Source organism: Limosilactobacillus reuteri subsp. porcinus, from assembly GCF_036621895.1.
In the GTDB taxonomy this organism is placed as follows: Bacteria; Bacillota; Bacilli; order Lactobacillales; family Lactobacillaceae; genus Limosilactobacillus; species Limosilactobacillus reuteri_J.
Genome location: NZ_LN887391.1, coordinates 1 through 18,021, shown reverse-complemented (window position 1 = coordinate 18,021; position 18,021 = coordinate 1). Strand labels below are relative to the sequence as shown.

Here is an 18,021-nt window from a genome sequence, read left to right as displayed (position 1 = left end):
AATTTTACAAACCGCGATACGAAAATAGCTCCTACCATTTATTCTAAATAAGGAGCTATTTTATGATGTGTGCAAAATTTTAGAAGAACAGGAAAGTTAAAAGTAAATAAGTCTACTTTGCAGGATGAGTAGTACTATCGTTGCTTGTGCGGTAACCAAAGTAGAATTGAATAGCAGCAATAGCGATGTTAACCCAGTTCATAGCAATAAACCAACCGTTAATTGCGCTTGCATCATGAGATACACCATAATAAACCCAAAAACCGATAACAATTGCACAAACATTGATCCAAGCGAAAGTCTTTTGTAGAATTTGATTATTAAGCTGGAACCACATCCAAATGACATTAATGACAAACCAAATAGCTAAGATCCAAAAAATAACATTAAATAACATAAGATATCCCTCCTTAGGGCCTCGATAAACATTAATAAACGCGTATTGAACTGATGAATAGCAACATTCGAAAAAAGTATTACGCGGTGTGGTTAGCAGTTGAAGTTATTTACAATGATTGGTAATACTTTACTATTTTTTGGAAAGTTGTTGCTTAGCATCTTCATACCCGTCAACATAGTCACGAAGAGCATGCATCTTACCTTTAATAAACTTATTGGTAACATTAATAATGCGTTGTGGATACTTCCGGAAGGGTTCTAGTGCCTTATAATCCTTAACGGCCTGATCATAACCTTTTTGGTATGCGTTTGTTGCATCTTTTTGGCTATTTGACGTAGGACAATTTTTCTTTTTAAACATAATTATCACCTCTTTTGTTTTCCTACCATGATAGTAACAAGTATATAAATTCAATTCCAATAATATGGTATAAAAATAAAAATATTATACAATAATAAAAATGCTGATTAAAAACTTTTAACCAGCATTTTTATTATTCTTTATTCTTTTTCAGAAGTTCAGTAATTTCTTTAAGGTACATAACTTCTTCACTTGGAGCTTCTGTTTTGCTATCTTCTTTTTTGCGGAATGTATTGATTGCTTTTACCATTAAGAAAACAACAAAGGAGATAATCAGGAAGTTAATGACTGCATTTAGGAAACTTCCGTATTTAAACTGAGCATCGCCGACCGTCAAAACAAGGTTAGATAGGTCAATTCGACCAATGAATAAACCAATAAGGGGGTTAATAAGGTTATTAACTAAGGACTTTACGATTGAGGTAAAAGCTGCACCAACAATTATCCCAACTGCCATGTCAATAACGTTACCGCGGGCAATAAATGTCTTGAATTCTTTTAACATAAAATAGGCCTCCTTCTAGCTTTAGAGGGGAACAACTTCAATTATGATTATATCAAACAGAATTATATGCTTAGGGCTTTTATGAGATGACATAAGGAGATTTAATTTATTTTTAAATAATAATTGCATATTATATCAAACCATTATATTATATAACATATAATATTACAGCTAAAAAGGAGGGATAGAATGAAGATTCAAATTACAGCTGACTTACTCGATGGGATGGTTTTAGCAATTCTTGAACACAAAGATTACTATGGATATGCTTTAACCCAGCGAATGCAATCAGCTATTACCATTTCCGAATCAACAATGTATCCCGTTTTACGCCGGTTAAAAAAAGACGGTTATTTAATAACTTATGATCAGCCTTACCAGGGACGGAATCGCCGTTATTATCAAATTACGAAAGCCGGTAAGGAGCATTTACAACGTATTCGTAAGTTATGGACTGATTATAAAAATAGTTTAGATGGTATTTTTTATGGGTTAGGTGAGGGAGAAGATAAAGATGAATGAACGTCAAAAATACATTAATGATTTATCAATATATTTAAGACAATTAACTGATGAAGAACGAAATGATGCCTTAGAATTTTATGATGAATATATTGCCGACGCTGGACTGGAGACCCGAACAGCGATTGAAGAAAGGCTAGGAACGCCACGACAGTTAAGTCATAAGATATTAGCTGATTATTCAATTAAAGCTAATAATGAATCGATCAAAGAAGGACATCCTGCTTCGCCTCATTCTAGTTGGCGTGTCTTTTGGTGGGTGCTAGTGGCAATTATTACTTCCCCAATAACGTTTGGACTAGGAATTACCGTATTAGCACTATTGTTGGCAGCAGGGGGAGTCGCCTTAAGTTTGATTGTTGGAATAGTTGCTTTGATCTTCGGAGTTGCCGTTATAGCAATTGTGTCCCTTTATATTGGAATTGGTTTACTTGCGACAAACTTGTTCAGTGGACTATTTTATCTTGGATTAGGAGTGACCCTCATTGGCTTATTCCTTGTTTGTTTGCCTTTAATCTACTGGTTAATCAGAGTTATTGTTCAAGGGATTGCCAACTTTGCTAAGTTCATTTATGCAAAAGTGCAGGCAAGGAGGAAAAAGTAAATGAAAAGAATATTTAAGATAGGAGTAATTGTTTTAATCTTAGGAGTAATCCTCCTCGGAATAGGCTTCTTTAATAATGGTAATAAGGCCGTTTATTTTGAGAACAATCGTCCAGCAATCTTTCATTCTCACACTAAAACAATAAGTACTAATAAAGCTTTTGAACGGATTGATATCTCAGCATCCACGGCTAATGTAATAGTTCGTGAAGGTAAAAAATATCAGATTACTTATTCTGGCATAAGCAGGCATACTCCAGCTGTAACTGTTCATAATAACGTTGCTTCAATTCGCCAAACTGGTGGCTTTCCGCTTGTCTTTAACTTTAATGATTATCAGCCCCACCAAGATTTAATCATTGTGACTATCCCACATGATCAAGCCTTAGCTGGTCGTATTCATTTAGAGAGTGGTGATCTAACAGTTTCTCAAGTTAAGATGGACAATATTGATGTTAACAGTGGCGCAGGCGAGGTTGAATACCGTCAAGTTACATTACGCGGAGGAAGTACAAAACTCTCGTCAGGTAACTTCACAGGACATGATTTAACAGTTCAGGGACAATATACTGTTAATAATCAATCTGGTGATAATACGGTCACAAACACAACTGTTGACGGCTACTTCCTAAAGACTGATGCAGGTGATAATGAACTTAATGGTGAAGATAAGGGTGAAGAACCCTTGCATCAAAATGATGATGCAGAAAATGTGCTCCGCTTAATAACGCAATCTGGTGATAATGAAGTAAATTGATTTAGCTGAAATTAATAAAAGGCCCTCGACAGATATCGAGGGCCTTTTTAATAGGAGAAAAGTCTTAATTTTTAATTATGCGCTGGATTATTTTTCTTCAACGCCAGTACCATCGTAGCAACGTTCAAGTAATTCCTTGAGTTGGCTAACAAGTGGTTCAACTGGGTTAGTAGTAGTACATTGATCTTCGTAAGCTAAGCGAGCAAGATCGTCAACCGCCTTATCAAATTCTTCACGTGTAACACCATTGTCCTTAAGACTAAGCTTAACACCACATTCGTGAGCAAGTTCGATAACTTTCTTAGCATATGCTTCAGCTAATTCTTCATCAGTGTTGCCTTTCAAACCAATGAACCGTGCAATATCAGCGTAGTCCTTAGTTGCATGGTAAGTCTCATAGTGAGGCCAGAGAGCAAGCTTTTGTGGACGTTTTGCGTTAAAGCGAATTACTTGTGGCATTGCAATAGCGATAAGCAAACCGTGAGGAAGACCGAATGCTCCACCCATCTTGTGGGCAAGGGAGTGGTTAATTCCTAAGAAGGCTTGACCAAATGCCATCCCGGCCATTGTTGAGAAGTCGTGCATCTTACGACGAGCTAACTTATCACCTTGAACTGACTTAGGAAGGTTTTCCATAACACCCTTGATGGTTTGTAGTGACCAACCACGAGTGTAGTCAGTTGCCATAACAGAAACATATGATTCAGTAGCGTGACATAAAACATCTAGTCCAGTCCAAGCAGTAGTTTTTGCTGGAACAGTTTCAACGAATTGTGAGTCAACGATTGCAATGTTTGGTGTTAAGGCGTAGTCAGCAAGTGGGTACTTAACATGAGTTTTTGAATCAGTAATAACCGCAAATGGAGTAACTTCTGAACCAGTACCTGATGTAGTAGGGATACCAATGAGTTGAGACTTAGTAGGCTTCTTGATTTGGTAAGCACGCTTCCGAATATCAAGGTACTTTTGCATAACCCCATACCATGAAGTTTCTGGGTGCTCATAGAACATCCACATTGCCTTAGCAGCATCCATTGGTGAACCACCACCAAGGGCAATAATTGTATCCGGCTTGAAGTCATTCATCATAGCAACACCTTTTTCAACAGTGTTTGTTGATGGATCTTCTTCAACGTCATCAAATACTAAGAAGGCGGTGTCGTTTTGACGTTGACGCAATTGATCGATAACACGTTGAACGTAACCACGCTTGCTCATTCCAGGACCAGTAACGATAAATGCTCGGTTAATGTTTGGAATATCTTGCAATTCTTTTAGTGAGTTGCGTTGAAAGTATACTTTTGGGGGAATCTTAACCCATTGACGGTTTTCACGCCGCTTTGCAATTGTTTTGATATTTAAGAGATCCCAATCAGTAACGTTGTGAGAAATTGAGTTACCACCGTATGAACCGGTACCTAAAGTAAGTGATGGGGTCATGTTGTTGTAAATGTTACCAATACCACCGATACCAGATGGAGAGTTAACAATGATCCGTGAAGCACGCATTTCAAGACCGTACTTAGTTGCTAAATCATCATCAAGGGTGTGAATAGCTGCAGTGTGACCTTCACCACCGTAATGTAATAATTGAGCACAAATATCAAAGGCATTTTCATGTGAAGTAGCCTTGTACATTGTTAATACTGGTGAAAGTTTTTCAGCTGAAAGTGGGTACTTGTCACCAACCCCTTCATATTCAGCGATGATAACCTTAGTGTTTTCAGGAACTTTAATTCCACACATATCAGCGATGGCGTTAGCTGAACGACCAGCAATTGGTCCACGAACTTGGTGACGCTTAGGATCAATGAAGCCTTCAGTAAACTTATCAATTTCATTTGGCTTCAAGAAGTAACAGTTCCACTTTTGGAATTCTTCTTTTACCTTGTCGTAGATTTCTTCATCAACAACAACTGAGTTTTCAGTAGCACAGATCATTCCGTTATCAAAAGTCTTAGAAAGAACAATATCGTAAACAGAACGTTCAATATTAGCAGTCTTTTCAATGTAAGCTGGACCATTACCAGGACCAACACCAAGAGCAGGGTTACCTGAACTGTAGGCAGCCTTAACTAATGAAGGACCACCAGTTGCTAAAATAGTAGCAGTCTTAGGGTGTTGTAACAATGCACTTGTATTTTCACGGCTACTTTCAGGAAGCCATTGAATCATGTTCTTTGGTGCACCGGCCTTTTCAGCAGCTTCTTGTAAAATTTTAGCTGTTTTAATGGAAGACTTCATGGCTTGACGGTGGAAAGAAAAGATGATTGTATTCCGTGTCTTAGCACTAATGATTGATTTGAAGATCGTTGTTGAAGTAGGGTTAGTAACTGGAACGATACCTGCAATAATACCAAGAGGATCAGCAATAGTGATGGTTTGGTTTTCATCGTTGTCTTTGATGATTCCGACAGTCTTATCATGACGGATGTTGTTCCAAATGTATTCACTTGCGTAGATGTTCTTGATAGCTTTATCTTCGGCAACCCCACGACCAGTTTCTTCAGCTGCATCAATAGCTAAGTCCATGTGGTGTTCTTCAGCAGCTAAGGCCATGGCTTGACAAATTTTATCAACTTGTTCTTGTGAGTAGTAACGTAATTGTTCAAAAGCTGCTTCACTTTTGGTAATTATGTCATCAACTAATTTTTGCGCATTTTGCTTTTTTTCTTCTTCAGTTAATACGTTTTTTTCAACTTGTTTTTTGTTGTTAGCAGGCATAATTGAAATCTCCTTTTTCAATTCTTTTATTTGTTAACATTTGAACATGTATAATATTACTACATTTTTTAGCTTTGTAAATACCTTTGTGAACGTTTAAACAACGGTTCTTTTACATGAATTCGCTTACAACATTGTCTTTATAATACTTGTATAGCAACAAAAAACATTGGTATTAATTTTGAAATTAAGAGATGATAGATTTGCATACTGTTATTAATTGAAGTCTATTTCACAAATATAATATAAAAGCGAATATATTAATTTAACTCGGCTAGTTATTAAGTTAACTAATCATTAACAGATTATTATTGGGAATAATAAAAAAGCCACCATTCAGAAATGGTAGCTTTTTTATTAATCGCGGGCATTAATGTCTTTTCCCGCGTTTGGATCTTTAACGTCATAATCACTATCATTCATTGCTTCAACGGCACCCATGCGATATCCATTGCCGACTTGGCTAAAAAAATCATGGTTAGAAGTTGAAGTAGAAATTCCGTTCATAACAACTGGGTTAACATCAGAAGCGGTATCAGGGAATAGTGGATCTTGACCAAGGTTCATCAATGCCTTATTAGCGTTGTAACGGATGAAGGTTAAAACATCATCTGTCCAACCAACTTGATCATAAAGAAGATGAGTGTATTTTTCTTCATTATCATATAATTCATAAAGGAAATTATACATCCAATCTTTCATATCTTGTTGTTGCTTTTCCGTTCGATCACGTAAGCCGACTTGGAACTTGTATCCAATGTATGTCCCGTGAACTGATTCGTCCCGTAAAATTAGCTTAATGATTTCAGCCACATTGTTTAATTTGTTGTGACCAAGATAATAAAGGGGAGTGTAGAAACCAGAGTAGAATAAGAAAGTTTCAAGAAAAACATTAGCTACTTTCTTTTTTAGCGGGTCTTGACTTGGATCAAGGTACATATTTGCAATTTTGACAGCCTTGTTTTGCAAGTATTCTTCTGTATCGGACCATTCAAAGATTTCTTTGATTTGGTCTGGGGTATTAAGAGTAGAGAAAATAGTTGAGTAACTCTTAGCATGAACTGATTCCATAAATTGGATGTTATTAAGAACTGCTGTTTCATGAGGAGTTTTAACATCTTCTTTAAGGGCAGTTAATCCTGCTTCTGATTGAACAGTATCAAGAAGGGTTAAACCACCAAAAACATGTCCGACAGTCCATTGATGATCGTCATCTAATTCACGCCAATCATCCATATCATTGGCAACAGGAATTCGTGTATCAAGCCAGAACTGTTCTGTTAGCTTTTCCCAGGTAGCTTTATCGATCATGTCGGAAACTTCATTCCAATTGATTGCTTTATATTGATTTACAGGTTTAAATTCTTCCAGTTTCATTGATTGAGCTCCTCCAAATACGTTGCTTTTAATAAATCGAGATACCAAAAGCCATTTATATACATAATATCAAGTTTACCAGTGCCCAACGTTTAAATCAAATTCTGATTAGGCTTAGATAACACAGCTTTCACATTGGTTTGCACCAATTTCATCGCTATCGTCAGTAAACGTTCGAATGTAGTAAATTGACTTAATACCGCGTTTATAGGCATAGTGCCGTAAGATATTTAAATCACGAGTCGTCATTTTATCTGTTCGTCCATTTTTCCATTCGTAAAGGCCTGCTGGGATTGTTGACCGCATAAAGAGGGTCATTGAAAGAGATTGATCGATGTGCTGTTGTGCAGCGGCGTAAGTGTCAATAACTTTTCGCATATCCATATCGTAAGCTGAACGATAGTAAGGCATCGTGTCGTTTGAAAGATATGGGGCAGGGTAATAAATTTTACCGATCATCTTTTCTTGGCGCTCTTCAACACGATTAATGATTGGATGTAGACTAGCAGTCGAATCGTTAATGTAGGAAGTTGAACCGTTTGGCGCTACAGCAAGACGGTATTGATTGTAAAGACCATCTTGCATTACATTTTCTTTCAACTTCTTCCAATCTTCAATTCCAGGGATAAAAATACCTTCAAAAAGACCTTTAACAACATCTGATTGTGGTCCCCAATCCTTAGTGACATATTTGTCAAAGTAGGAACTATCCGCATATTTACTGTTCTCAAAATCGTGGAAAGTTTCCTGCCGCTCTTTGGCAATTTCATTTGATGCCACTAATGACCAATAATTTAAGAGCATAAAGTAAACACCTGTGAATTCAATCGCAACCGGGCTTCCGTATTGAATATGGTGCTTAGCGAGGTAGCTATGCAATCCCATTGCACCCAAACCAACTGAATGGGCAAGCCGATTTCCGTTTTGAATAGTTGGGACAACATCTAGGTCTTCTACGTCACTGATTCGGGTTAATCCCCGCATCATTGCCTTAATCGATTTACCAAAGTCAGGGCTTTCCATCATATTAGCAATATTGGTTGATCCAAGATTACAACTGATATCAATTCCCATTTCAGAATATGATTGATCATCATTTACTTGCGCCGGTACTTGTACTTGAGCAATCTCTGAACATAAATTACTCATCACAATTTTTCCATTAATCGGATTATCCCGGTTTTCTGTATCAATGTTGATAATGTAAGGATAGCCTGATTCTTGTTGGAGTTTGCTGATTTCATCTTCTAAGTCACGGGCATTAACTTTCTTCTTGCGAATATCATCGTTAGCCACTAAGTTATCATATTCTTTTGTGATATCGACATAGGAGAATGGCTTTTCATATACTCGTTCAACATCGTAGGGGCTAAACAAGTACATATCAGCATTCTGTTCTACCAATTCATAGAACTTATCAGGAACCGTAATTCCAAGAGAAAGGGTCTTTAATCGGATCTTTTCATCAGCGTTTTCCTTTTTTGCTCCTAAGAATTCAATAATATCAGGATGGAAAACACTAAGGTAAACGACTCCAGCTCCCTGTCGCTGTCCCAGTTGATTGGAGTAGGAAAAACTATCTTCTAACAACTTCATTACAGGAACAACTCCACTAGCAGCACCTTGTATTTTCTTGATTGGGGCACCAGCTTCACGAAGGTTGCTTAAATTAATTCCAACGCCACCACCAATTTTAGAAAGTTGGAGGGCAGAATTGATTGTTCGACCAATGGTATTCATGTCGTCCGTTGTTTGAATCGCAAAGCAAGAAACAAATTCTCCCCGGCGTTTACGCCCAACGTTAAGGAATGTTGGAGTTGCGGGTTGATAACGTTGATGGATGATTTCATCAGCGAGCTGCATTGCTAACTCTTCATCACCATTAGCGAGGTAAAGAGCATTCATTGCGACCCGATCAATATAGTTTTCAAGGTAGTACTCTTTATCATTTGTCCGTAAGGCATATTGGGCATAGAACTTGTAAGCAGCCATAAAAGAATGGAAGTGGAAGTTTTGTGCTTTTAAATAATCGTAAAGCTTTTCAATGAACGCTTCACTATATTTATTCATAAAAGTTTCTTCAATATAATCATTTTCTTCTAACCATTGAAAACGCTCTTTTAATGAAGAAAATCTTTTGGTATTTGGCTCAACATTATTTTTAATAAAGTCTTCTAAGGCCAATTTATCTTTATCTAGTTGAATTTGTCCGTTTTTAGGGATATTTACTTCGTTGTTATAATCGTAATATTTAACTTTGGTCATATCGATATCAGATAACGCCATATTAATAACTCACTTTCTGAATTAATTTGATTATGTCAATAAAGAAGCCAGTACACCAATAGCGAATTGATGCCTGGCAAAATATTAGTTTATTTAAACTTAGGCAAGTTGGTTTAATTGATCAGGACGAAAGCCAGAAAAAGCTTGACCGTTAGGAAGCTTTACAACTGGAGTCGCCATAAAACCCTCCGACTTAAGTTGCGATATGTATTCTGGTTGTTCATCGATGTTGTGTTCAATAAATGAAATTTTGTGCTGTTCAAGGAAACGTTTTGTCATCTTGCATTGGATACAATTATTTTTTGAAAATACAGTTACCATCTTCACGAGGCCTCCTAAACGATTAGTCGATGTTTTCTAGTATAACGGTGAATCAGAAAAAATCAATTAAAAAAGCACTATATTTAGTGTCTGTGAAACAGTGAAACACAATATATAGCGCTCAAACTGGCGATTGACATCTGTGAAACTTTTTTTGATAAAATGCCCAAGCAGGTGATTAATAAAATTAATTTGAAAAACCAGTCTATTATTATACACTTAAAAGCAGGGTAATTTTAAGTACTTGGAGAAAAAGAATGAAAAAAAACAATTCATCATTATCTGAACAACAAAAGTTTATGAAGATAGCGATTGCAGAAGCAAAACAAGCCAGAATTTTAGATGAAGTACCAATTGGTGCGATTGTTGTCCACGATGGACAGGTAATTGGACGTGGTCATAATATGCGTGAAAAGTTTCAAGATGTTACCTATCACGCAGAAATGCTTGCAATTATGGAAGCATGCACGAATTTAGGGAGTTGGCGCTTAGAAGATTGCGACTTGTATGTTACGTTAGAACCGTGCATCATGTGTAGTGGTGCCATTATCAATGCACGGATAAAAAATGTTTATTATGGTGCCGCTGATCCGAAAGCAGGGGCAGTTGATAGCTTATATCATTTACTAAGTGATTCACGTTTAAATCATCAAGTTAATGTTCATTCTGGTATTTTAGGGGATGAGTGTAGCCAAATGTTAAAAAACTTTTTCCGTGAAATTCGCCGTCGTCGGAAAGAGGCTCGAAGAAAAAATAAGACTAACCTCTAGTAATTTAAAGAAAAATAGTGTATTATACTATTTGCCGTAAGGCCTTAGAGCAAGGGCATGCTTACGAACCGTGTCAGGTCTGGAAGGAAGCAGCACTAAGTATGATATGCCTTGTGCTCTAAGTTTTATTGATAATTAAGCGGACTCGTAATAATTTGTTGCGGGTCTTTTTTATTTTGAAATTTTAATTAAAATGTATTTTAACTACTTTATATGCTTAATTCCTTGTATAATATTTTATAGTATTTTAAATTTAGAAAGGGAGTCTGGCGATGAGTTATCAGGCATTATATCGTGTCTGGCGACCACAGCGATTCGATGATCTTGTCGGTCAACAGATTGTTACAAGAACCCTAAAAAACGCCATTATCACTCACCAGATAAGCCATGCATACTTGTTCGCTGGTCCACGTGGTACTGGTAAAACCTCAGCAGCGAAGATTTTTGCTAAAGCGGTTAATTGCCATCACTCTAAGGATGGCGAACCATGCAATGAGTGTGATATTTGTAAAGCAATTACAAACGGGCAATTAAATGATGTAATTGAAATCGATGCGGCTTCTAATAATGGGGTTGAAGAGATTCGTGATATTCGGGATAAGGCAAAATATGCTCCTACCCAAGCGGATTACAAAGTTTATATAATTGATGAAGTTCACATGCTTTCAACAGGGGCCTTTAATGCATTGCTAAAAACGCTTGAAGAACCACCAGCCAATGTGATTTTTATTCTCGCAACTACGGAACCCCATAAAATTCCTTTAACAATTATTTCGCGAGTTCAACGATTTGATTTTCGACGAATTTCAGCAGAAGATGCATTTAATCGAATGAAATATATCCTTGATCAAAAGAAAGTTACTTATGATGAAAAAGCATTATGGGTAATTGCAAATGCCGCTGAAGGAGGAATGCGGGATGCGTTGAGTATTCTTGACCAGGTGCTTTCTTTCAGTGATAATGAAGTAAAGTTGGATGATGCTTTATTAGTTACAGGAAGTGTTACTAAACAGTTATTAAAGAAGTACTTTTTGGAAATTAGTAAGCATGAAGGGGCGACTGCTCTTGATACTATGAAGGATATTTTAGATGAAGGGAAAGACGGTCAGCGGTTCATTGAGGACTTGATTTCCTTTATTCGTGATATTCTGTTGTACCAAGAATCACCAAGCTTGATTAGTGTTGAAAGTACAGGACTAAAGCAGGAAGACTTTGAAGAAATAGTCCAACTTGCTTCTTCAGCGACCTTATACCAAATGATCGATGAACTAAATAATATCCAAGAAGAGATGCGCTTTACGACTCATCCAGATGTATACTTGGAAGTTCTCACAATAAAGCTTGCACAAATCGAACCACAAAAGAATATTCAATCGGTACCAGCAGTTTCTGCGGATACAAATGCTGAAGCTACTAAGACGATTGAAAAATTACAACAAGAGATTCAGCAATTGCAACAAACAGTAAAGCAGTTGCAGAATACGCCGGTAAGGGCTAGTCGCTCATCGCCTCGCCAACAAAATGAGCAGCCACGAGTACAACAAAAGAAAGTGCAGGTTAATCTCAATAAGATCTACCCAGTATTAGAAAATGCGACTCGTCAAGATTTAATAAATGTTCGTGAGTTATGGGGAGATATGTTGAACCTATTGTCGGTGCCGCAACGGTCCTTACTTCATGTTTCACAACCGGTTGCCGCTAGTGCTGTGGGAATAATTGTTGCTTTTGATTATCCGTTCTTATTCCAGCAAGCCGCTGATGATACAACGCTGTTAGAGAATATGGAAAGTGCTTTGCAACGTTTAACTGGGAATGAACGGCAAGTTGTTTTTGTACCTAAGGATAAGTGGCCAAAAATTCGTCAAGACTTTATTAAAGATCATGGTTTTGGTAAGAATCAGCAAAAGCCGCAACCTACTAAACAAAAGCCACAAACTACTGAAGGAAGCGGGCAAACTCCTGTGGCCACACCGGCACCAATGGAAGAACCACCGCTACCACCAGAAGATGAAGCACTGACTGAAGAAACGTCACCTCAAGAAGATAACCAAGTAGCAACAGCACAGAAGCTATTTGGTAGTGATATTGTTAAAGTAGAAGATAATTAAGAAAAAGGATGGATGATATTATGATGCGTGGAATGAATATGCAACAAATGATGAAGCAAGCTAAGGCAATGCAAAAGAAAATGATGGCTGAACATGAAGAACTTGCTAAACAGGAATTTGTTGGAAAAGCACCAGATGATATGGTAACTGCTACGTTTAGCGGGGATAATCAATTAATTGACTTAAAGATTAAGCCAGAAGCAGTTGATCCAGATGATATTGATATGCTTCAGGACTTGGTAATTGCTGCTGTGAAAGACGGAATGAAGCAAGTTAATGATGCTACTCAACAAAAGCTTGGTAAATATACACAAGGTATGGGGTTGTAAAAAGTGATCCAATATCCAGAACCATTAGCGAAATTAATTGAAAGCTATACTAAGTTGCCAGGAATCGGGCAAAAGACTGCAACGCGGCTGGCGTTCTATACTCTGAGTATGCAAGAAGATGATGTGACAAACTTTGCTAAATCCCTTCTGTCTGCTAAAAGGGACCTTCATAACTGTAGTATTTGTGGCAATATTACCGAAGACGACCCTTGTCCAATTTGTCGCGATAAGACCCGTGATCATTCGCAAATTCTAGTTGTTGAGCAGTCACAAGACGTTATGGCAATGGAACGGATGCATGAATACCATGGTTTATACCATGTCCTTCATGGAGTTATTTCTCCAGTTGCAGGAACAGGCCCAGAAGATATTAATATTACAAGTTTACTTAAACGACTAAAGAAAGATGATGAAGTAAAGGAAATTATTATTGCAACGAATGCTTCATCTGATGGTGAGTTGACGGCCGGTTACCTCGCTAAGTTAATTAAGCCTGCGGGAATTAAAGTTACTCGGTTGGCGCATGGGTTATCAGTTGGCGCTGATATTGACTATGCTGATGAGATGACATTATTCAAAGCAGTGCAAGGGCGAACGGAGATGTAAGAAAATGTTTTTTAAGCGGCCGACTAAAGAGGTAGAACGTGAACGAAACCAACGTCTGCTAGAAGCGGTATACTCTACGAAGGCTAGTTGGGATCATGCACGTGAAACTGAACGGGCAGTATATGAAGCAAACGTTAATAGTGAACTTCATTATCGTTCCCGGATTCAAGAGCAGAAATTTTTATACCTATATAAAATTGCTCGCAAATTTAAAGTTCACGGGAAATTAAATGATGGAGTAATTGATCGCTAGGAGAGAGAAATGGACGGTAAATTTATATCATTTGAAGGACCAGATGGCGCGGGTAAGACAAGTGTAATCCAACAGATCCAACTGGAATTGGAAGATCAGCTTGGCACAGAAAAAGTTATGTATACTCGTGAACCTGGTGGTAATAAGATCTCTGAGCAAATTCGCCAGGTACTGTTTGATGGTCAAAATACCGATATGGATGGGCGGACAGAAGCATTGCTTTTTGCTGCTGCTCGTCGGCAACACATTGTTTCAGAAATAATTCCGGGGCTGAAAGCAGGCAAAGTTATTCTGTGTGATCGATTTGTAGATAGTTCCATTGCTTATCAGGGAGCTGGCCGGGGCCTTGGAGAAAAAGAAATTTGGCAAATTAATCAGTTTGCGATTGATGGGCTAATGCCGGCGTTGACAATTTATCTTGATATTGAATCAGAAATTGGCTTAAAACGGATTGCTGAGCATCGTTCCAATCAAGTTAATCGATTAGATGAAGAAAAGCTTGAATTTCATCGAACTGTTCGTCAATCTTATTTAAAACTCTACCAGAATTATCCAGAACGAATAAAGTTGATTGATGCAAGCCAGCCATTGGAAAAAGTGATTGAGGACGTAAAAGCAACAATTCATGACCGGTTTTCAGATTTGTTTTAATAAAAAGGGTGATTAATAATGAAAATGATTATTGCAATTGTTCAATCAAAAGATAGCAATCGTTTACGAAAAGCATTTAATAAAGCTGATATTCACGTTACTCAATTATCAACAACTGGTGGCTTTCTTCGTGAAGGAAATGCGACATTTTTAATTGGGATTGAGGACGACCGTGTTCAAGAAGTATTATCAGTAATTAAAAAGAATGCTGAGTCACGTGAACAATACGTTACATCGCAAATGCATATGGATGTTGAAGGCGGTTCGGCATTTCCTGTCAATGTAAAGATTGGTGGGGCAACTGTCTTTGTCTTACCAGTAGAAGACTTCATTAAATTTTAAGTAGGTGAAGATGGTTGGCTGAACAGGGACAAACACGTGCAGAAAAATTACAACCAGCAATAATTACTCGTTTTCAAAAAATATTATCAAATAATGAGCTTGCTCATGCTTATCTGTTTGTTGGGCCAGGTGGTTCAGGAAAAATGTCAATTGCCCAATGGTTATCATTACGGTTATTTTGTCTTCATCCCCAGGACAATGAACCAGACTTAACCTGTGCCGAGTGTCAGCGAATTTTATCTGGAAACCATCCTGACATTGTCTATGCTGCTCCAGAAGGTCGCCAAATAAAGGTTGATGAGATTCGCCACTTAAAAGCAGAGTTTTCTAAGAGTGCGGTAGAAGGCAATAAGAAAATTTTTATTATTAAAGATGCTGATAAAATGACAAACGGTGCAGCAAATAGTCTTCTTAAATTTATTGAAGAACCAGGAGCTGGCGTTTATATCTTTATGCTAACGACTAATAAAAGTGCTGTCTTACCAACGATTCGATCACGAACACAGGTGATTGAACTACCACCATTAAAACGAGATGCATTGTTAACGGTTTTAACTGAGCATAATATTCCGCAATCTCAACAACAAATTGCTGTTGGGATTACAGATTCCGTCGCAATGATTGAACAATGGCAAGAAGATAATTGGTTTGAGAGTGCGATCAAAGGAGTCATTCAGTGGTATCAAGATACGACGCGAAATGGGATGTTAGGTTTTGTTGATGTTCAGACAATTCTGCAAAAAGTAGCTACCGACCGGGATAAACAACAAGTAGTTCTGGACTTAATTACCTTAATCTGGCGTGATACGCTAATGGTAAATTCGGGAATTACAGCAGCCAACCGTCTTCACTTTAATAATATTTTAGGAGAAATGGGAGAAGTAGTTAGAAAATACTCTCCTCAACAATTGTTAGCAGCTAGTCAGTTAACGTTGGAAACTCGTCATATGTTAGAACAAAATATTAGTTTTCAAAATATTGTTGAACAATTGACGATTCGGCTTGTGCAGGTTTTAAGCATTAGTTAGGGGCGAAAAGATGAGTGAAGAATATAGTTCAGATAATCTTTATGAACAATTTGCGCAGGTGATGAACCAGACTCAGGATTTGGTTAAGAAAATGGAGCAGTTGCAGGCAAAAATTATTGCTATTTCTGAAGAAAATGTGGAACTTTCAATTGAAAACAAGCATTTGCGTCAGATGATTAAAGAAAAGCAGCCACACCATAGTGAAAGTCAATTATCTGGATCACGGCAAAATTTAAAAGAACTTTACCAACAGGGGTTCCATGTTTGTAGTGAGTACTATGGTAAGCGTCTTGAGCCTAATGAATCTTGTACTTTTTGTTTAGATGCAATATTTGGACACGAACAAGGAATGACAAAATAGGAGATAGTATGCAGCAAATTAGCAGTTTTAATGATCACCAATCAGGAAGTTTATATTTGGTTCCAACCCCAATTGGAAATTTAGATGATATGACTTTCCGTGCAATTAAAACCTTAAAAGAAGTGGATCTGATTGCTGCTGAAGATACACGTCATACTCAGCAACTATTAAACCATTTTGATATATCGACCCGTCAAATTAGCTTTCATGAGCATAATACTGAACAACGTGTTCCGGAATTAATTGAGAAGTTAAAAGCTGGTTATTCGATTGCCCAGTGCAGCGATGCGGGAATGCCTTCGATTTCTGACCCCGGCAAGGAATTGGTAGCGGCGGCCGTTAGAGAAGGGTTGCCAGTAATCCCGCTTCCGGGAGCTAATGCAGGATTGACGGCTCTTATTGCTTCGGGGTTAGTTCCCCAGCCGTTCTACTTCTTTGGCTTTTTAGAGCGTAAACACCAGCAGCAAGTAACGGCACTGGAGCAATTGAAAGAGCGTAAAGAAACGATGATCTTTTATGAAGCTCCGCACCGCTTAAAAAAGACTTTAGCTACGATGGCGGAAGTTTTTGGCAATGAACGGCGGGTTGTATTAGCACGGGAACTCACTAAACGCTATGAAGAGTTTACCCGGGGAACGCTTGCTGAAGTAACTGCCTGGTTTGAAGATCACCAACCACGAGGCGAATTCGTTATTCTGGTAGCAGGGAATGAGCACCCCACAGAGAAGACGGATAATGAGATTGAACTACCATTAACAGAGCAGGTTGATAAGGAAATTTTAAATGGCCTTTCCACTAATGCTGCGATTAAGTTGGTGGCAAAGAAAAATAATATAAAACGCCAGGAATTATATAAGCAATATCATCAATTGTAGGAGAAAAATATGGAGTTAAAGCAAGAAGCACAAACATTCGAAATGCCGCACTTACTAACATATTATGAGTGTGATGAAACAAGTCATCCAAGCTTGAGTATGGTATTGAGTATGATTTCCATGGTATCCGATGAGCATAGTATGTTTTTAGGAATGGGGACCAAAGAAATACAGGCTACTGGCGGTACGTGGGTAGTAAGCGGCTATGAAGGACAGCTTTCCGCAAAGCAGCCTTCTTTTGGGGAAACTGTCATTTTAGGAACAAAAGCTGTTTCCTATAACCGCTTTTTTGCTGTTCGTGATTTTTGGATAACGGATAAAGAACACCAGATTGAATATGCACGAATTAGGTCGATCTTTGTGTTTATGAATCTAAAGACGCGGCGAATGCAATCCATTCCACCTGCTTTAATTGAGCCGTTTAACGCTCCTGTTGCGAAAAGGATTCCTCGCCTAAAACGACCTCAAAAACTAGATGAAAATGCTTCAGTAATAAAGAAGAATTATCAAGTTCGTTATTTTGACCTTGATGCTAATCACCATGTTAATAATGCTCGTTACTTTGATTGGCTTCTTGATCCGCTTGGGCGTGATTTTTTATGCGGAAATCAGATAAAGAGATTTAATTTGCAGTATCTTCAAGAGGTACGCAATGGGGAAATTGTGGAAAGCAAAGTTAATAAGCTCCAAACAAATGATGGAACGGTAACTTACCACCAGATTGGCGTTGATAAGCAGATTGATGCAATTGCTGAGATAGAATGGTATTAAAAATTAATCAATGAATAATAGCGACTGGTTTCTAGACAGGAAATTAGTTGCTATTTTATGTGCGCCCGGCAT

21 protein-coding genes and 1 other RNA gene are annotated in these 18,021 nt (G+C 37.8%); 15 read left to right on the top strand and 7 right to left on the bottom strand.

Annotated features, from left to right (window positions below; genetic code table 11):
- Positions 1 to 112 precede the first annotated feature (112 nt).
- The 3 genes from AACL61_RS04755 to mscL form a co-directional block, all read right to left on the bottom strand.
- A complete protein-coding gene (locus AACL61_RS04755) occupies positions 113 to 397 on the bottom strand; it encodes a hypothetical protein (RefSeq protein WP_003667357.1) in 285 nt (94 codons plus the stop codon).
- A gap of 132 nt (positions 398 to 529) precedes the next feature.
- Positions 530 to 760, bottom strand: coding sequence for a hypothetical protein (locus AACL61_RS04750; RefSeq protein WP_003667358.1), 231 nt, complete (start codon positions 758 to 760; stop codon positions 530 to 532).
- A 133-nt stretch (positions 761 to 893) separates the two neighbouring features.
- Complete coding sequence (gene mscL / locus AACL61_RS04745; protein WP_102816694.1) at positions 894 to 1,265, bottom strand: large-conductance mechanosensitive channel protein MscL; 372 nt, start codon at positions 1,263 to 1,265, stop codon at positions 894 to 896.
- Between the two features lie 189 nt (positions 1,266 to 1,454).
- Between mscL and AACL61_RS04740 the strand changes: the two genes are divergently transcribed.
- The 3 genes from AACL61_RS04740 to AACL61_RS04730 are packed head-to-tail and all read left to right on the top strand — an operon-like array spanning position 1,455 to position 3,147.
- On the top strand, positions 1,455 to 1,787 hold the full coding sequence (locus tag AACL61_RS04740; RefSeq protein WP_003667362.1) for a PadR family transcriptional regulator: 333 nt from the start codon (positions 1,455 to 1,457) through the stop codon (positions 1,785 to 1,787).
- The gene (locus tag AACL61_RS04735) at positions 1,780 to 2,391 is read left to right on the top strand and encodes a DUF1700 domain-containing protein (RefSeq protein WP_102816695.1); all 612 of its coding nucleotides are present in this window, start codon (positions 1,780 to 1,782) and stop codon (positions 2,389 to 2,391) included. The genes AACL61_RS04740 and AACL61_RS04735 overlap by 8 nt, the downstream gene beginning before the upstream one ends.
- The gene (locus AACL61_RS04730; RefSeq protein ID WP_035154994.1) at positions 2,392 to 3,147 is read left to right on the top strand and encodes a DUF4097 family beta strand repeat-containing protein; all 756 of its coding nucleotides are present in this window, start codon (positions 2,392 to 2,394) and stop codon (positions 3,145 to 3,147) included.
- 87 nt (positions 3,148 to 3,234) lie between these two features.
- Here AACL61_RS04730 and adhE read toward each other — a convergent pair whose 3' ends face one another.
- From adhE to nrdH, 4 genes are all read right to left on the bottom strand, one after another.
- On the bottom strand, positions 3,235 to 5,871 hold the full coding sequence (gene adhE / locus AACL61_RS04725; RefSeq protein ID WP_339111045.1) for a bifunctional acetaldehyde-CoA/alcohol dehydrogenase: 2,637 nt from the start codon (positions 5,869 to 5,871) through the stop codon (positions 3,235 to 3,237).
- 357 nt (positions 5,872 to 6,228) lie between these two features.
- Positions 6,229 to 7,248 carry a class 1b ribonucleoside-diphosphate reductase subunit beta gene (nrdF, locus tag AACL61_RS04720; protein ID WP_003670529.1) on the bottom strand — a complete coding sequence of 340 codons (1,020 nt, stop codon included), beginning with the start codon at positions 7,246 to 7,248 and terminating at the stop codon, positions 6,229 to 6,231.
- A gap of 114 nt (positions 7,249 to 7,362) precedes the next feature.
- Positions 7,363 to 9,534 carry a class 1b ribonucleoside-diphosphate reductase subunit alpha gene (gene nrdE, locus AACL61_RS04715; protein WP_339111044.1) on the bottom strand — a complete coding sequence of 724 codons (2,172 nt, stop codon included), beginning with the start codon at positions 9,532 to 9,534 and terminating at the stop codon, positions 7,363 to 7,365.
- Positions 9,535 to 9,633: 99 nt separating this feature from the next.
- A complete protein-coding gene (nrdH, locus tag AACL61_RS04710) occupies positions 9,634 to 9,855 on the bottom strand; it encodes a glutaredoxin-like protein NrdH (protein WP_003666324.1) in 222 nt (73 codons plus the stop codon).
- Between the two features lie 257 nt (positions 9,856 to 10,112).
- Here nrdH and tadA point away from each other — a divergent pair, with 257 nt between their 5' ends.
- The 12 genes from tadA (at position 10,113) to AACL61_RS04650 (ending at position 17,949) form a co-directional block, all read left to right on the top strand.
- Positions 10,113 to 10,625 (top strand): tRNA adenosine(34) deaminase TadA, encoded by a 513-nt coding sequence (tadA, locus tag AACL61_RS04705; protein WP_339111043.1) that lies wholly within the window; start codon positions 10,113 to 10,115, stop codon positions 10,623 to 10,625.
- A gap of 35 nt (positions 10,626 to 10,660) precedes the next feature.
- Positions 10,661 to 10,758: signal recognition particle sRNA small type (ffs, locus tag AACL61_RS04700), an RNA gene on the top strand.
- A 139-nt stretch (positions 10,759 to 10,897) separates the two neighbouring features.
- The gene (dnaX, locus tag AACL61_RS04695; RefSeq protein WP_339111042.1) at positions 10,898 to 12,733 is read left to right on the top strand and encodes a DNA polymerase III subunit gamma/tau; all 1,836 of its coding nucleotides are present in this window, start codon (positions 10,898 to 10,900) and stop codon (positions 12,731 to 12,733) included.
- Between the two features lie 20 nt (positions 12,734 to 12,753).
- Entirely contained in the window at positions 12,754 to 13,062 is a 309-nt protein-coding gene (locus tag AACL61_RS04690) for a YbaB/EbfC family nucleoid-associated protein (protein WP_003666329.1), read from the top strand.
- 3 nt (positions 13,063 to 13,065) lie between these two features.
- Complete coding sequence (gene recR, locus AACL61_RS04685; RefSeq protein ID WP_003666331.1) at positions 13,066 to 13,668, top strand: recombination mediator RecR; 603 nt, start codon at positions 13,066 to 13,068, stop codon at positions 13,666 to 13,668.
- A gap of 4 nt (positions 13,669 to 13,672) precedes the next feature.
- A complete protein-coding gene (locus AACL61_RS04680) occupies positions 13,673 to 13,921 on the top strand; it encodes a YaaL family protein (RefSeq protein WP_003667379.1) in 249 nt (82 codons plus the stop codon).
- A gap of 9 nt (positions 13,922 to 13,930) precedes the next feature.
- A complete protein-coding gene (gene tmk, locus AACL61_RS04675) occupies positions 13,931 to 14,572 on the top strand; it encodes a dTMP kinase (protein WP_102816701.1) in 642 nt (213 codons plus the stop codon).
- Between the two features lie 18 nt (positions 14,573 to 14,590).
- A complete protein-coding gene (locus tag AACL61_RS04670) occupies positions 14,591 to 14,914 on the top strand; it encodes a cyclic-di-AMP receptor (protein WP_003666336.1) in 324 nt (107 codons plus the stop codon).
- 14 nt (positions 14,915 to 14,928) lie between these two features.
- Positions 14,929 to 15,942 (top strand): DNA polymerase III subunit delta', encoded by a 1,014-nt coding sequence (gene holB, locus AACL61_RS04665; RefSeq protein WP_113896766.1) that lies wholly within the window; start codon positions 14,929 to 14,931, stop codon positions 15,940 to 15,942.
- A 10-nt stretch (positions 15,943 to 15,952) separates the two neighbouring features.
- A complete protein-coding gene (locus AACL61_RS04660; RefSeq protein WP_102816703.1) occupies positions 15,953 to 16,303 on the top strand; it encodes a DNA replication initiation control protein YabA in 351 nt (116 codons plus the stop codon).
- An 8-nt stretch (positions 16,304 to 16,311) separates the two neighbouring features.
- Positions 16,312 to 17,178: a 16S rRNA (cytidine(1402)-2'-O)-methyltransferase gene (gene rsmI, locus AACL61_RS04655; protein WP_003667390.1), complete on the top strand. Its 867-nt coding sequence runs from the start codon at positions 16,312 to 16,314 to the stop codon at positions 17,176 to 17,178.
- A 9-nt stretch (positions 17,179 to 17,187) separates the two neighbouring features.
- Positions 17,188 to 17,949: an acyl-[acyl-carrier-protein] thioesterase gene (locus AACL61_RS04650; RefSeq protein WP_102816705.1), complete on the top strand. Its 762-nt coding sequence runs from the start codon at positions 17,188 to 17,190 to the stop codon at positions 17,947 to 17,949.
- Positions 17,950 to 18,021: the final 72 nt, after the last annotated feature.